The organism is Curvibacter sp. T50 (assembly GCF_057219955.1).
The window spans coordinates 777725-792861 of sequence record NZ_JBXVVU010000001.1 but is presented as its reverse complement, the minus strand read 5'-3'; the positions used below and the strand labels follow the sequence as shown (position 1 = coordinate 792861).

Sequence of the window (15137 nt, the reverse complement as noted above, 5' to 3'; positions counted from 1 at the left end):
CGGCAGGGCCTGAATGCCGCCGGGCGCCGGCTTTTCTTCGTTAACATTCCCGGGCCATGTCCGTCCGCCAGAACTACGAAGCCGAGCTTGCCGCGCGGGCTTACCGCAGCGACCCGGCCCAGTTGCGTGCGGTCGATGCCCTGGAGCGCTGCGCCGCCGAATGGTCAACGTACAAGGAAAAGCGCTCCAATGCCTTCAAGAAGCTGATCAACCGGCCCGACATCCCGCTTGGTGTGTACATGTATGGCGGGGTGGGGCGTGGCAAGAGCTTCCTGATGGATTGCTTCTACAACGCGGTGCCGATACAGCGCAAGACACGGCTGCACTTCCATGAGTTCATGCGCGAAGTGCACCGCGAGATGGCGGAACTGCAAGGTACGGTCAACCCGCTGGACGAGCTGGGCCGACGCATCGCCAAACGCTACAAGCTGATCTGTTTCGACGAGTTCCATGTGGCGGACATCACCGATGCGATGATCCTGCACCGCCTTCTGGTGGCCTTGTTCGAAAACGGCGTGGGTTTCATCACGACGTCCAATTTCAAGCCCGACGACCTGTATCCCAACGGTCTGCACCGGGACCGCATCCTGCCCGCGATCGCCCTGCTCAACGAGCGCATGGAGGTGGTCAACGTCGACAACGGCACCGACTACCGGCAGCGCACCCTGGAGCATGTGCGGCTGTACCACTGTCCGCTCGGCGAGGCCGCCGAAGCCAGCATGGAAGACGCGTTCAACCAATTGGCCGAGGCCCGTGACGAAGCGCCGGTTCTGCATATCGAAGCCCGCGACATCCGCGCCGTGCGCAAGGCCGGGGGAGTGGTCTGGTTCGATTTCCGCACGCTGTGTGGTGGGCCACGATCGCAGAACGATTACCTGGAAATCGCCTCGCAGTTTCACACCGTGTTGTTGTCCAACGTGCCGCAGATGCCGGTGCGCATGGCGTCGGAGGCGCGGCGCTTCACCTGGCTGGTGGATGTGTTGTACGACCGGCGGGTCAACCTGATCCTTTCCGCGGCGGTGCCGCCTGAACAGCTCTACACCGAAGGACCCCTGGCGCACGAGTTTCCGCGCACCGTTTCGCGGCTCAACGAAATGCAGTCCCGCGAGTACCTGGCGATGGAGCATCGAACCGTGGACACGCGGATCACCTGATGCGCTTGCTCCCCATCCACCGTTGCGCCGGTTTCTCCGAAGGTGGCGCGCGCCTGTTCTGGCTGATGTGGTGGGCCGGCGTGGTGATGGCGGCAACCCATCATCCGGTGCTTGCCCAGGGAGTCCCGGCGCTGTCGGTCGCCTCCGCGCCCCGGGTCGACGGCGAGGGCTCCCGGGTGAACGGGCCCGCGGCCGAAGCGGCAGAACGGTCCCGCATTGCACAGGAACGCAGCGCGGTGCACCAGCGGTTCGAAGACGAGTCCCGTGCCTGTTACCAGCGGTTCGCGGTCAACGATTGCCTGGAACAGGCCCGGTCCCTGCGGCGGGAACAGCTCGGTGACTTGCGGCGTCAGGAAATATCACTCAACGATGCGGACCGTCGGCGCAAGGCCGCCGACGCGGTTCGGCGGGCTGAGTCACGCAGTAATCCGCCCTGATCAGACGCGCCGTCTTGATGCGGCGCCGGGTCGGACGTTGCGCCGCGGACGACTTGTTTCCGGGCAAAAAGCGTCAGTTTCCCGAAAGTCCATCATACATAATTATGAATTCAAATTAACCCCAACCCTGAACCCGGCAGGAGACAAGACATGAGCGCATTCGACGACTTTCACCGCCGTTCCATTGAAGACCGCGAGGGCTTCTGGTCCGAACAGGCCCAGCTGGTGGACTGGCAGACCCCGCCGCAGCAGATCTGCGACTTCAGCAACCCCCCGTTTGCCAAGTGGTTCGTCGGTGGCACCACCAACCTGTGCCACAACGCGGTGGACCGCCATGTGGCCGAGCGCGGCGACCAGCGCGCGCTGATTTTTGTCTCCACCGAGACCCACCAGGAAAAGGTCTACACCTTCCGCGAACTGCACACCGAGGTGCAGCGCATGGCCGCGGTGCTGAAGGACCTGGGCGTGCAAAAGGGCGACCGCGTCCTGATCTACATGCCGATGATTCCCGAGGCCGCGTTTGCCATGCTGGCCTGCACCCGCATCGGCGCCATCCACTCGGTGGTGTTCGGCGGTTTTGCCTCCGGCGCGCTGGCCTCGCGCATTGAGGACTCCGAGCCGCGGGTCATCGTCAGCGCCGACGGCGGCCTACGTGGCGGCAAGGCGGTGGAATACAAGCCGCTGCTGGACGAAGCCATCCGCCTGTCGGCGCACAAACCCGAAGCCGTGCTGCTGGTCGACCGCCAGGTCGCCCCGATGCCGCTGGTCGAAGGCCGTGACCGCCTGTGGGCGCCCCTGCGCGAAAAGCACCTCAACACCACCGTGCCCTGCGAGTGGGTGGACGCCACCCACCCCAGCTACACGCTCTACACGTCCGGCACCACCGGCAAACCCAAGGGGGTGCAGCGCGACACCGGCGGCTACGCCGTGGCGCTGGCCGCGTCGATGAAGCACATCTACTGCGGCAACGCGGGCGAAACCTACTTCTCTACCTCCGACATCGGCTGGGTGGTGGGCCACAGCTACATCATCTACGGCCCGCTGATCGCCGGCATGGCCACCATCATGTACGAAGGCCTGCCGATCCGACCGGACGGCGGCATCTGGTGGAGCCTGGTCGAGAAGTACCAGGTCACCGTCATGTTCAGCGCCCCTACCGCCATCCGCGTGCTCAAGAAGCAGGATCCGGCCCTGCTGACCAAGTACAACCTGTCCACGCTGCGCGCGCTGTTCCTGGCCGGCGAACCGCTGGACGAGCCCACCGCACAGTGGATCAGCCAGGGCCTGGGCAAACCCATCATCGACAACTACTGGCAGACCGAAACCGGCTGGCCGATTCTCAGCATCTGCAAGGGGGTGGACGACGCCGCCAGCAAGTTCGGCTCGCCCGGCAAGCCGGTGTACGGCTACAACGTCAAGCTGCTGGACGACCAGACCGGTGAAGAGCTGGTGGGTGGCGACGTCAAGGGCGTGGTCTGTGTCGAAGGCCCGCTGCCCCCCGGCTGCATGCAGACCGTGTGGCGTGACGACGCGCGTTTTGTCAACACCTACTGGAAGAGCATGCCCAACAAGATGGTGTATTCCACCTTCGACTGGGGCGTGCGCGACAAGGACGGCTACTTCTTCATCCTCGGCCGCACCGACGACGTGATCAACGTGGCCGGCCACCGCCTGGGCACCCGCGAAATCGAAGAGAGCATTGCCGGCCACCCGAACATCGCCGAAGTGGCGGTGGTGGGCGTGGCCGACCAGCTCAAGGGCCAGGTGGCGATGGCGTTTGCCGTGGTCAAGGACGCCAGCGGCCTGACCGACGAAGCCGCCAAGCTCAAGCTCGAAGGCGAGATCATGAAGCTGGTCGACCGCGACCTCGGCGCCGTGGCCCGCCCGGCCCGCGTGCGTTTTGTCACCGTGCTGCCCAAGACCCGCAGCGGCAAGGTGCTGCGCCGCGCCATCCAGGCCGTCTGCGAAGCCCGCGACACCGGTGACCTGACCACCATGGACGATCCGGCCGCGCTGCAGCAGATCAAGGATTTGGTCGCGGGTTAAGGCAAAGCCGAACCCGCCGATTTCCGGCCCGAAAAGCGCCGGATTGCGCCCCGCACGCCGCAAGGCGGCGGGGTTTTTTTGTTATCGGGCACTGCGGATACCCCCCGAAAGGCTCCCGGGTTTATCAAAAACAATAGCGAAAGATGACCTTATTACGCTGGGTATCTGGCTATTTCATCGAATACGGCGAGTTTCTGGCGTTTTCGGATGCCGCCAGCGTGCCAACCGCGCGGGACAGCCGGCGTTGACAGGTCCGACCGGGTCGTTCAGCATGGCCGCACACCACGCTGCGGATCTCCTGCCCTGTGAAATTGCTTGACTCGACGCCGGACGTTTCCACCACCGCCCTGATCAACGGGCAAACCGTTCCCGTTGTACCCGGCGAAACCCTGCTGGCCGCCGCGCTGCGCCAGGGCATTGCTTTTCCCCACAGTTGCCGCGTCGGCGGCTGCGCCAGCTGCAAGTGCCGGCTGCTCGACGGGAGGGTGAAAGAGCTGACGGAAACCAGCTACATCCTGTCGGACGAAGATTTCCAACGGCACACCATCCTGGCCTGCCAGAGTGTGCCGCTGACCGATGTGCGCGTTGAGGTCGATCTGCCGCCTGAGTACGCCGCACACCGCGTGGCGGGGCGGGTGGTCGCGCAGGATCGGCTGACGCCTGACATCAGCTGCCTGAGCGTCACGCTCGACGAGCCTTTGCCTTACCGTGGCGGGCAGTATGCGTTGATCGGGTTGGCGTCGCTGCCGGGCGTCAGCCGCAGCTATTCCTTCGCCTCGGCGTCGCAGCCGGACGGTCCGGTCCGTTTTTTTGTACGCAAGGTGCCCGGCGGCGTGTTTTCGACGCATGTGAACGACCACGATTTGCGGGGCGATGCCGTGACCGTCGAGGGGCCACACGGCGACTTCTGGCTGCGCCCGTCCGGGGCGCCGATGTTGCTGGTGGCCGGCGGCAGTGGCCTGGCGCCGGTGCTGGCGCTGCTGCAGGAAGCGGCCGCTGCGGGCGTTGCCCGTTCCGTCACCTTGCTGTTTGGCGCCCGCACGCCTGAAGACCTGTTCGCGCTGGACGAAATTCAGACGCTGGCGCGCGACTGGCGCGGCAGCTTGCGCTTTGTTCCGGTGCTCTCCGAGGTTCCGCCCGGGGCGGCCTGGTCCGGTGCGCGCGGCCGGGTCACGGAACACATTGCCGGTCTGCTGGAAGAGGGCGCCCACGCCTATCTGTGCGGCCCGCCCGCCATGATCGACGCGGCGGTTGCGGTCCTGGAGCAGCGGGGCGTGCGCCGCGAACACATTCATGCCGATCGCTTCACCACCCGGCAGGACCTGGCAGCCGCCGCCGTCCCGCCGCCGGTTCCGACCGGGGCCCTGGCGGATGAGGCAGCAGCCGATGGTGACGCTGCAGGATGGCTGGATTACCTGAAATACGTTCTTTTCCACGCCGTCGGCCTGATGGCGGTGGTCGGCATTCTGGCCGGCGGTGGCTGGGCCAGCGTGGGCCTGGGGGTGTTCACCGTGTTCTATCTGGTGGGGGATGCCGTTTGCGGCGACGATGTCCGCACACCGCATTTCCGTCACCCCGGCATCCTGACCGCGCAGCTGTGGCTTGCCTTGCCCTTGCTGGCCCTGATTGTCTTTTCCGCGCTGTGGAGCGTCAGCCCCGGTGATCCGCTCGGTTTTGGCGCCTGGGTGACGGCTTTCACCGGCTACGACGTGGTCGCCGCACGGGCCGCCCGGCCGCCAGGCCATCTTGTGGCATTGTGGCTGCAGACCGGCTTGATGATCGGCATGATCGGCACCATCACGGCGCATGAGCTGACGCACCGCACCTGGGACAAGGTGTCGATGCTGGTCGGGCGCTGGCTGCTGGCCTTCAGCTTCGACACCATTTTCTCGATCGAACACGTCTATGGGCACCACCGGTATGTCTCCACCGAGCGCGACCCGGCCACCGCCCCGCGCGGACGCAATGTGTACCACCACATCGTCGCCTCCACCGTCGCGGGCAACCTCAGTGCCTGGGCGATTGAAAGCCGGCGCCTGCGCCGCCTGGGCCTTGGCGTGCTGAGCTGGCGCAATGCCGTGATCCGGGGCCACGGCATGAGCCTGCTGCTGCTGGCCACCGCCTGGGGCATCGGCGGGTGGCGTGCCGCGCTGTTTTTCACCCTGGCCGGCCTGTGGGGCAAGGCGCTGCTGGAGATCGTCAACTACATGGAGCACTACGGCATGGTGCGCAACCCGGCCACCCCGGTGCAGCCCCGCCATTCGTGGAACACCAACCGGCGCGTCAGTTCGTGGTCGATGTTCAACCTGACCCGCCATTCGCACCATCACGCGCAGGGCGAAGTGCCGTATCACGCACTGCGGCCCTTCCCCGACGCGCCGATGATGATCAGCGGCTACCTCACCACCATCGTCATCGCCCTGATTCCGCCGTTGTGGCATCGGTTGATGACGCCCAAGGTGCTGGCGTGGGACCGCGACTACGCCACGGCAGAAGAGCGCGTGCTGGCGGCGGCAGCCAATGCGCGCAGCGGGCTGGCGGCACTGCAGGCTGTGGACGGACGGTGACGTCGCATTGCGCCCGATTCCCGTGGGCTTGTCGATAATCCGCTGGCATGCACTGCCTGAACGCTGCCATGGATGCCCACGCACCGGAACTGCGGGGCTGGGCGCGCCGACGCCTGCCCGACGATGCCGCCGCCGACGATCTGGTGCAGGAGGTACTCCTCAGGGCGCTGCGGCAAGGGCCGGGGTTTTGCGCTGTCCGCAATCCGCGCGCCTGGATGTTTACCGTTGCCCGTCATCTGCTGGCGGACCAGATGCGGGTTGCGGTCGCGACGGTGGAGTTGCCCGATGACCTGGTGGCCCCGCCGGAGGAGTCGCCCGTCGTCGACGGCCTGACCGCATGCCTGCCACGTGTGCTGGGCGAACTGGCTCCCGAAGACCGTGACGTGTTGCTGGCTTGCGACTTGCAAGGCATGCGACAGGCGGACTATGCCCGCACGCGCGGCTTGGGCGTGAGCGCGGCCAAATCCCGGCTCCAGCGGGCGCGCTTGCGCCTGAAATCCCACATGGCCAAGGTCTGCCAGGTTCGGCTGGACGACCAAGGGCGGGTGGAAGACTTCGTGCCACGACCTCCCGCAGTTTCCCAGGCCGCCCCGATGCCCGATCAGACGCCTCTGGCGTCGTCTGGCGTACTATGATTTATATAGCTAAGGGCGACCTTTTTACGATGGATATGGGGGATTTTCTGGCATTTTTTCTTCCGGGCGGCGTCTTTTCGGCCGAATGAACGTCTTCCGTGGCATGCAAATGGCTGTTTCTTTCCTCCGGCACGCGATGGGCCGGTCGCCGGGCGGGTTCCTGCTGGTGGCGGCACTGGTCTGGTGGGGCCTGTACCAGACGCTGGTTCCACTGTCGGAAGCGCTGGTAAACGTGCTTCCGGTTGACCGGCAGACCCCTTTGGGCAGCGCGTTGCAGTTCTTTTTCTACGACACCCCCAAGGTGTTGCTGCTGTTGACCGGGGTGGTGTTTGTCATGGGGATGATCAACACCTGGTTCACCCCCGAACGCACCCGGGCTTTGCTGGCCGGCCGCTCCCACGGTCTGGCCAACGGTCTGGCGTCGGCGCTGGGCGCGGTCACGCCATTTTGTTCATGCTCTTCGGTGCCGCTGTTCATCGGCTTCGTGCAAGCCGGCGTGCCGCTGGGGGTGACGTTTTCCTTTCTGATCACGGCGCCCCTGGTGGATACGGTGGCCTTGACCCTTCTGTTTTCACTGTTTGGCTGGAAGGTGGCGCTGCTCTACCTGGGTTTTGGCATGTTGCTGGGTATCGTGGCCGGGCTGATCCTGGGCGCGATGAAGCTGGAGCGCCATCTGGAAGACTGGGTACGCGACATGCCGCAGGTGTCATCGGACCTGCAAGACCAGCAGCTGAGCCTGGGCGACCGGGTGGAGGCGGGCATGGCCTCGGTACGCGAAATTGTCGGCAAGGTCTGGCCGTATGTGCTGGTCGGCATTGCGGTGGGGGCGGGCATCCACGGCTATGTGCCGGCCGAGTTCCTGGCCTCTTTCATGGGCAAAGACGCGGCCTGGTGGTCCGTGCCACTGGCGGTGCTGATGGGGATCCCCATGTATGCCAACACGGCTGGCATCCTGCCGGTGATCGAGGCGCTGACCGCCAAGGGCGCTGCCATGGGCACGGCGCTGGCCTTCATGATGAGTGTGGTGGGGCTTTCACTGCCCGAACTGATCATCCTGCGCAAGGTGCTCAAACTGCGGCTGATCGGGATTTTTGTGTCCATCGTCGCCACCGGCATCCTGGCGGTCGGCTTTCTGTTCAATGTCGTGCTGTGAGCGCCTGCGCCGGTTCAACTTTTTTCCCCTGCTGGAGATTCCTCCCGATGTTCCCTGACTTGAATCGCATCCGGCAACTCGCCATCGCCACCCTGGTCTGCACCCTGGCGTGGAATGCCCATGCGCTGGACGTGAAGTTTCAAGCGGTGGCACCCGATGTGTATGCCTTTGTGGGCGACACCGAAGGCCGCACCTACGAGAACGAAGCGCTCAACGCCAATATCGGCCTGGTGGTGACACCAGCCGGCGCGGTGCTCATCGATTCGGGCGCTACCTTCCAGAGTGCCCGCCAGATTGCCGCTGCGGCGCAGAAGGTGACCGCGCAGCCGATCCGGTGGGTCATCAACACCGGAGGACAAGACCACCGCTGGATGGGCAATGGCTACTTCAGGGCACACGGCGCCGAAATCATCGCGCACGCCCAGGCCGAGGCCGACATGAAAGCCCGCGGCCCCGAGCAACTGGCCGCCAACACCCCGGTGCTCAAGGAAAAGATCGAAGGCACGGAGATCACCCTGCCGACACGCTGGCTCAAGGACGCCGACACCGCACTGAACCTGGGGGGCGTGAGCGTGCAGGTGCTGTACCGGGGCGGCGGCCACACCCCGGGTGACAGCATGGTCTGGTTGCCCCAGACCGGGGTGGTTTTCGCCGGCGACGTGGTCTATGTCGATCGCATCCTGGGACTGCACCCCGTCAGCATGACCCGCACCTGGGTCAAATCCTTCGAAGCGCTCGAATCGCTGGCGCCGAAGGTGGTGGTGCCCGGTCACGGCCGCGTGACCACGCTGGCCCAGGCACAGAAGGACACCGGCAGTCTGCTCAAGGCCCTGCGCGCCCACATGGGCAAGGCGGTGGAAGCCGGCACGGACATCAGCGCCGCGGTCAGGAGCTTCGACGCCGCCCCCTACCGGCACCTCAAACATGTGGAAGTCTGGCTGCCCCAGCTGGCCAACCGCACTTATCTGGAAATGGAACAGGAGTAAGACATGGACATCAAGGTTCTGGGCACCGGCTGTGCCAACTGCAAGCGGACCGTCGCGCTGGTCGATGACGTGGCGCGCGAAAGCGGCGTGGCCTTTACGCTGGAGAAGGTGGAAGACATTCGCGCCATCATGGGCTACGGTGTCATGTCCACCCCGGCCGTGGTGGTGGACGGCAATGTGGTGCACGCCGGCGGCGTACCAGCGCGCGAGAAAATTGCTCAGTGGTTTGCCGCCTGATGGGCGATGACCGGCGGTCAACCGATGGCATGCCGTCCCTGGCTGATACGGACAAGACGCCGATGGGTGCAGGCGCTGCTGTGGCTCCTCTGCGCCATGACCCTGACCCTCACCGGGACGTCGGTCAATGCGGCAACCGCGGCCGGTCCGGTGACGGCTGCGCCAGTGCTGGAGGTGTTCGTCCGTGCCGACTGCCCGCACTGTGCGGCGGCCAAAGCCTACCGGCCCACCCTGGCTGACCGGCACCCGGACCTGGTGGTGCTGCTGCGGCCCGTGGATGAAGACCCGGCGGCGCGCGACGAACTCAGCCGGCGGGCGCGGGAGGGCGGGTTCTGGCCGCCCGGCGTGCCGACCTTTTTCTATCAGGGCCGGGTCCTGGTCGGCTTCGCCGATGCGGGCAGCTCCGGGCCGGAGCTTGAGCGGCTGCTGGCACCCCCGGCAGCTCTGCCGGCGGCGGTCAGCCCGGCGCCCGGCCACCTGGACGCCGGCCGCTGGGGCCGCCTGAGCCTGTCGGAGCTCGGCTTGCCCCTGTTCACGCTTGCGGTCGGTCTGCTCGATGGCTTCAACCCCTGCGCCATGTGGGTGCTTTTGTTCCTGCTGTCGCTGCTGGTTCACCTGCGGGACCGCCGGCGCATGGCGATGATCGCCGGCACCTTCGTGCTGGTCAGTGGCGCGGTGTACTACGCCTTCATGGCGGCCTGGCTGAACGTTTTTCTTGCGGTCGGGCTGACCGCTGCCGTGCGGGTTGCGCTCGCGCTGGTTGCGCTGGGCATGGCGACGGTGCACCTCAAGGACTTTCTGGTCGGGCTGCGCGGGCCTTCGCTGTCGATTCCCGACACGGCAAAACCCGGTCTGTACGCGCGCATGCGCGCCGTCATGCAGGCGCGATCACTGCCGCTGGCGCTGGCGGGGGTGGCGGCATTGGCCGTTGTGGTCAATTTCATTGAACTGCTGTGCACTGCGGGCCTGCCGGCGATGTACACCGCCATCCTGACCCAGCAGGGGCTGTCGCCGACCGCGCATTACGCCTACCTGGCGCTCTACATCCTGGGCTACATCGCCGACGACAGTCTGATGGTGGCCCTGGCCGTGATCGCCCTGAGCCAGCGCAAACTCGACGAGGGCGCCGGCCGCTGGCTCAAAGGCGTCAGCGGGGTGGTGATGCTGCTGCTCGGGCTGGTGATGCTGCTGCGGCCGCAGTGGCTGCTGTAGGAGGCGGCGGCGGGAGGGCGGCTCGGCGGCTGCTTTTCTTGATATGAAAAACAGAGCGGTAAACGACCGTTTTACGCTGGGTATGGCGGAATTCAACGTGAAATCCGGCCGCCGAGGCCCCGGTGGTGGCTATCCGTCCGTCTGAGCGGGCTGGCGGGCGTTGATCCACGCCACCAGGGACAGCATCACCGGCACCTCCACCAGCACACCCACCACGGTGGCCAGTGCGGCCCCCGAATGCAGCCCAAACAGCGAAATTGCCACCGCCACCGCCAGTTCGAAGAAATTCGATGTGCCGATCAGGCAGGCCGGCGCGGCGATGCCGTGGGGCAATCTGAGCCAGCGTGCGCCCCACCAGCCGATGAAAAAGATGCCATAGGTCTGGATCAGCAGCGGCACCGCGATGAGGCCGATCACCAGCGGCCGCTGGATGATGGTTTCCGCCTGGAAGCCGAACAGCAGCACCACGGTGGCGATCAGTCCGACAACCGACCAGGGCTTGAGCTGCCGCACAAAAGCGGCCACCGCCGGGTTGCCGCCTTGCCGATGCAATGCCTGGCGCGTCATCACCCCGGCGGCCAGCGGCAGCACCACGTAGAGCACGGTGGACAGCAGCAGCGTCTGCCATGGCACGGTGAGGTCGGTCACACCGAGCAGCAAGGCGGCGATCGGCGCGAAGGCAAAGACCATGATCAGGTCGTTCACCGACACCTGCACCAGGGTGTAGTTGGGATCACCCCGGGTGAGCTGGCTCCAGACAAACACCATCGCGGTACAAGGGGCCACACCCAGCAGGATCATGCCGGCGATGTATTCGCTGGCCGACTGCGGATCGACCCAATCAGCGAACAGGTAGCGAAAAAACAGCACGCCCAGTGCTGCCATGGTGAAAGGCTTGATCAGCCAGTTGATGACCACGGTCAGCAGCAGACCCTGCGGACGTTTGCCGACGTCACGCACGGCGGCAAAGTCGATCTGGATCATCATCGGGTAGATCATGACCCAGATCAGCACGGCAACCATCAGGTTGACGTGCGCGTACTCCACGGCCGCAAGGGCGGCAAAGGCGCCGGGCGCCAGGAGGCCCAGGCCCACGCCGGCCGCAATGCCCAGGCCGACCCAGACGGTCAGAAAACGCTCGAACAGTCCCATGCGGGCAGCGTACCGGATTTTCAGAGGGTGTCGGGCAGGGCCAGGCCGATTTTCTCGACCTCCTGCGTCAGCGCCAGCCGGCTGAGCTTGTCGATGGGCAGGCACAGCAGCAGCGAGATCCGGCGCGACAAGACCGAGAACGCGTCGGCGAACGCGCGCTGTACCCTGGCATCGTCACCGCGCACGGCGGCCGGGTCCGGTACGCCCCAATGCGCCGAAATCGGCTGACCGGGCCAGACCGGGCAGACCTCGGCTGCCGCCTGGTCGCAGACGGTGAAGACGAAGTCCATGACCGGGGCCTGCGGTGCGGCAAACTCATCCCAGCTCTTGCTGCGCAGCCCGTCGGTTCGGTAGTGGTTGCGTTGCAGCAGCGCCATGGCGTGGGGGTTGACCTGGCCGACAGCCTGGCTGCCGGCGCTGAAGGCTCGCATGCGCCCGGCGGACTGGGCGTTCATGATGGCTTCGGCCATGATGCTGCGCGCCGAGTTTCCGGTGCACAGAAACAGCACGTTGTGGACCTTGGGGGCGTTCATTCGGTTTCCTTTGTCGGGGGTGAAGGGTTATCGAAGCGCGGAGGCCGGCGGCGCCGCCAGCGTGAGCCGTGTGGGCAATGCCAGCGTCACCAGCCAGCAGACCAGCAACATCAGCGCGGATCCGGTCAGGGCAGCCAGCAGCCCGCCCCATTGGTAAAGCAGTCCCGACAGCAAGGTGCCGAAAAACCGGCCCAGCGCGTTCGCCGCGTAATAAAAGCCCACGTCCTCGGCCGCTTTTTCGCTGCCGGCATAGGCCAGGATCAGGTAGGAATGCACCGACGAGTTGATGGCAAAGGCGAAGCCGAACAAGCCCAGCCCGCCGACCACCCACCACTGCAGGTTTGGCAACTCCAGCAGCACGGCCGCCGCGATGCCCACCGGAATCAACGCCAGCACCAGCGACCAGGTTCGCGCCGCCGGAACCTCCGCGCTCAGGCCGTCGGGGCTGCGCCGCACGATGTTGGGCGCCAGCGCCTGCACCAGGCCGTAGCCGATGGTCCAGGCCGCCAGAAAGCCGCCCACCATGGTGAAGGTCCAGCCCTGGGAGTACAGGAACACCGGCACCCCGACCACAAACCAGACGTCGCGCGCGCCGAACAGCGCCACCCGCGCGGCGGCGAGGTAGTTGATGCCGGCGCTCTTGGCAAACAGTTCCCTGGCAGACTTCGACGCCTTCGCCTTGCCCATCATCGAGGGTACGGACAGCACCACCCCGGCGAGCACCAGCAACAGCAGCCCGGCCATGGCCCAGAGCGAATGCTGAAAGCCCAGTGTCTGCAGCATCACGCCACCAAGAAAAAAGCCCAGACCCTTCATGGCATTCTTGCTGCCGGTGAACCAGGCCACCCACTTGAAGAGCTGGTTGTTGCCGCCGTCTTGGGCCTTGGCCTGTGTCTGGGTGATCTTGATCGCCGACTTGCTGGCCGTTTTGGTCAGATCCTTGGCCACACCGCAGATGCCCTGCGCCAGCACCACCCAGGCCACCGACATCGCCGCCGTCCAGGCCGGGTTGAGCAGCGAGAGCAGGGTGAAGCCGGTGATCTGCGTGACCAGACCCACGGTCAGCATGCGCTGGATGCCGTAACGCGTGGCCAGCCAGCCGCCGATCAGGTTGGCCAGCACGCCCGCCGCCTCGTACAGCAAGAAGAGGAAAGCCAGCGTGAACGGGGAGTAGCCCAGCTTGTAGAAATGCAGCAGCACCAGCATGCGCAGCGCGCCATCGGTGAGCGTGAAGCCCCAGTAGGCGGCCGTGACGATGGCGTAGTTGCGCACCGCGTGACCCGCGCTGGCGCCTGCGGGCGGTGTCGTGGCAGTCATCAGATCCCGGCGGTCTGCAGATGGCAGGCCAGATCGACCATGCGGGTGGCGTAGCCCATTTCGTTGTCGTACCAGGCATAGACCTTGAGCAGCGTGCCGTCGGTCACCATGGTGGACAAGCCATCGACGATGGAACTGCGCGTGTCGCGGGCGTAATCGGCGCTGACCAGCGGGCGGGACTCGTAGCCCAGAATGCCGGCCAGCGGTCCGTTCGCGGCGGCTTCAAACAGCGCATTCACTTCCTCGGCCGTCGTGGCCCGGTGGAGTTCGAACACACAGTCGGTCAGCGAGGCGTTGAGCGCTGGCACCCGCACCGCGTGGCCATTGAGTTTGCCCTTGAGCTCCGGATAGATCAGCGCAATGGCGGTGGCGCTGCCGGTGGTGGTGGGCGCCATGTTCACCATGGCGCTGCGGGCGCGGCGAAGGTCTTTGTGCGGCGCGTCCACCACCAGATTGGTGTTGGTGGGGTTGTGCAGGGTGGTGATCTGGCCGTGGCGGATGCCGATGGCTTCGTGCACCACCTTCACCACCGGGGCCAGGCAGTTGGTGGTGCAGCTGGCAGCGGTGACAATGCGGTCGCGCGCCGGGTCATACAGATGCTCGTTGACGCCGACCACGATGTTCAGCACCCCCCCCACCTTCACTGGGGCGGCCACGATCACGCGCTTGGCACCCCGGTCCAGGTGGCCTTGCAGGGTCTCGGTCGTGAGGAACTTGCCGGTGCATTCGAGCACCACCTCCACGCCCAGATCGCCCCAGGGGATTTCGGCGGCGGAGGCGTGTTCGCTGAACGACAGGCGGCTGTCGTCGATGCGGATCGCGTCGCTGCCCTCGGCGGCGATGTCGGCGCGCCACTTGCCCTGCACCGTGTCAAACGCCAGCAGGTGGGCGGCGGCGGCGGCGCCGCCCTTGATTTCGTTGAGGTGCACCACCTCCAGGCGGTTGCCCGCGCGCGGATCGGAGGCTTCCCGCTCGATGGCGCCACAGGCCGCGCGAAGGGCCAGTCGTCCCATGCGACCCATGCCGTTGATACCCACTTTCATGGTGTTGACTCGCTATATGTTCAATATAAATTGAATTGTTAGCCGGGCATGTGACAGTGGTGTGACAGAAACGCGGTGGTTCGCTCGGGTCGGTGAACCGAACCGGCCGCCCGTGTGCTTACCCGCAGCAGCGTGACTGGGCTCGGTCCACCGGTGTGGCGCTGGGCGCGCAGCAGGTCCGCGCTGTCGACGACGGGGCTGTCACGGGTGTGCAGCAGGCGCTGGCCGACGGCGAGCTGGCGGCTTCACGGAAGACCGGGATGCTGTCGAGTGTCTGGAACTGCTCCCAGGCGATACCTTGGGGGTCGGTCACCCAGTATTTGTCGCTGCGGGCGTAGCAGCAGGTGGTTTCACCTTCGTCCAGCAAAGCCAGGTCGGCGGCGCGGGCGCCCGCCTTGAGGGCCTGCAGGTCATCGGCGGAATCGACCTGTAGGCCCAGATGGTCCAGCCCGGTGCTTGCGCCACGGGTGGAGATGGCAAAGTTGACGGGTGGGTCTGCCAGCATCCATTTGGCGTAGTCGGTTTCGGTGCGGGTGGGCTCCTGGCCAAACAGGGCGCTGTAGAAGCTGATGTTTTTTGCCAGGTCGGTCACATGCAGATGGACGTGAAAACGCTTCATGGGGGACTCCAGTGGGTGAGGGGTGTGAGTGGGCGAAGGGGCGGCA

14 protein-coding genes are annotated in these 15137 nt (G+C 65.7%); 9 read left to right on the top strand and 5 right to left on the bottom strand.

Annotated features, from left to right (window positions below):
- The first annotated feature begins 56 nt into the window (after positions 1-56).
- From zapE to AC2EBU_RS03735, 9 genes are all read left to right on the top strand, one after another.
- Positions 57-1154 carry a cell division protein ZapE gene (zapE, locus tag AC2EBU_RS03775; protein ID WP_484609041.1) on the top strand — a complete coding sequence of 366 codons (1098 nt, stop codon included), beginning with the start codon at positions 57-59 and terminating at the stop codon, positions 1152-1154.
- A complete protein-coding gene (locus AC2EBU_RS03770; protein WP_484609040.1) occupies positions 1154-1591 on the top strand; it encodes a hypothetical protein in 438 nt (145 codons plus the stop codon). The genes zapE and AC2EBU_RS03770 overlap by 1 nt, the downstream gene beginning before the upstream one ends.
- A gap of 150 nt (positions 1592-1741) precedes the next feature.
- A complete protein-coding gene (locus AC2EBU_RS03765; protein ID WP_484609039.1) occupies positions 1742-3637 on the top strand; it encodes a propionate--CoA ligase in 1896 nt (631 codons plus the stop codon).
- A 305-nt stretch (positions 3638-3942) separates the two neighbouring features.
- Entirely contained in the window at positions 3943-6204 is a 2262-nt protein-coding gene (locus AC2EBU_RS03760; RefSeq protein WP_484609038.1) for a fatty acid desaturase, read from the top strand.
- A gap of 47 nt (positions 6205-6251) precedes the next feature.
- Positions 6252-6839, top strand: a complete 588-nt coding sequence (locus tag AC2EBU_RS03755; RefSeq protein WP_484609037.1) for a sigma-70 family RNA polymerase sigma factor — start codon at positions 6252-6254, stop codon at positions 6837-6839.
- Between the two features lie 109 nt (positions 6840-6948).
- Positions 6949-7992 carry a permease gene (locus tag AC2EBU_RS03750; protein ID WP_484609036.1) on the top strand — a complete coding sequence of 348 codons (1044 nt, stop codon included), beginning with the start codon at positions 6949-6951 and terminating at the stop codon, positions 7990-7992.
- Positions 7993-8039: 47 nt separating this feature from the next.
- Positions 8040-8978, top strand: coding sequence for an MBL fold metallo-hydrolase (locus AC2EBU_RS03745; RefSeq protein ID WP_484609035.1), 939 nt, complete (start codon positions 8040-8042; stop codon positions 8976-8978).
- A gap of 3 nt (positions 8979-8981) precedes the next feature.
- Positions 8982-9215, top strand: coding sequence for a thioredoxin family protein (locus tag AC2EBU_RS03740; protein ID WP_484609034.1), 234 nt, complete (start codon positions 8982-8984; stop codon positions 9213-9215).
- Between the two features lie 96 nt (positions 9216-9311).
- Positions 9312-10427 carry a glutaredoxin family protein gene (locus AC2EBU_RS03735; protein WP_484609033.1) on the top strand — a complete coding sequence of 372 codons (1116 nt, stop codon included), beginning with the start codon at positions 9312-9314 and terminating at the stop codon, positions 10425-10427.
- 129 nt (positions 10428-10556) lie between these two features.
- Here AC2EBU_RS03735 and arsB read toward each other — a convergent pair whose 3' ends face one another.
- The 5 genes from arsB to AC2EBU_RS03710 all read right to left on the bottom strand — a co-directional run bounded on the left by arsB (position 10557) and on the right by AC2EBU_RS03710 (position 15091).
- Complete coding sequence (arsB, locus tag AC2EBU_RS03730) at positions 10557-11579, bottom strand: ACR3 family arsenite efflux transporter (protein WP_484609032.1); 1023 nt, start codon at positions 11577-11579, stop codon at positions 10557-10559.
- A gap of 20 nt (positions 11580-11599) precedes the next feature.
- On the bottom strand, positions 11600-12112 hold the full coding sequence (locus tag AC2EBU_RS03725) for an arsenate reductase ArsC (protein ID WP_484609031.1): 513 nt from the start codon (positions 12110-12112) through the stop codon (positions 11600-11602).
- A 27-nt stretch (positions 12113-12139) separates the two neighbouring features.
- Positions 12140-13429, bottom strand: coding sequence for an organoarsenical effux MFS transporter ArsJ (gene arsJ, locus AC2EBU_RS03720; RefSeq protein WP_484609030.1), 1290 nt, complete (start codon positions 13427-13429; stop codon positions 12140-12142).
- Positions 13429-14472: an ArsJ-associated glyceraldehyde-3-phosphate dehydrogenase gene (locus tag AC2EBU_RS03715; protein WP_484609029.1), complete on the bottom strand. Its 1044-nt coding sequence runs from the start codon at positions 14470-14472 to the stop codon at positions 13429-13431. The genes arsJ and AC2EBU_RS03715 overlap by 1 nt, the downstream gene beginning before the upstream one ends.
- 118 nt (positions 14473-14590) lie before the next feature.
- Positions 14591-15091, bottom strand: coding sequence for an ArsI/CadI family heavy metal resistance metalloenzyme (locus AC2EBU_RS03710; protein ID WP_484609028.1), 501 nt, complete (start codon positions 15089-15091; stop codon positions 14591-14593).
- Positions 15092-15137: the final 46 nt, after the last annotated feature.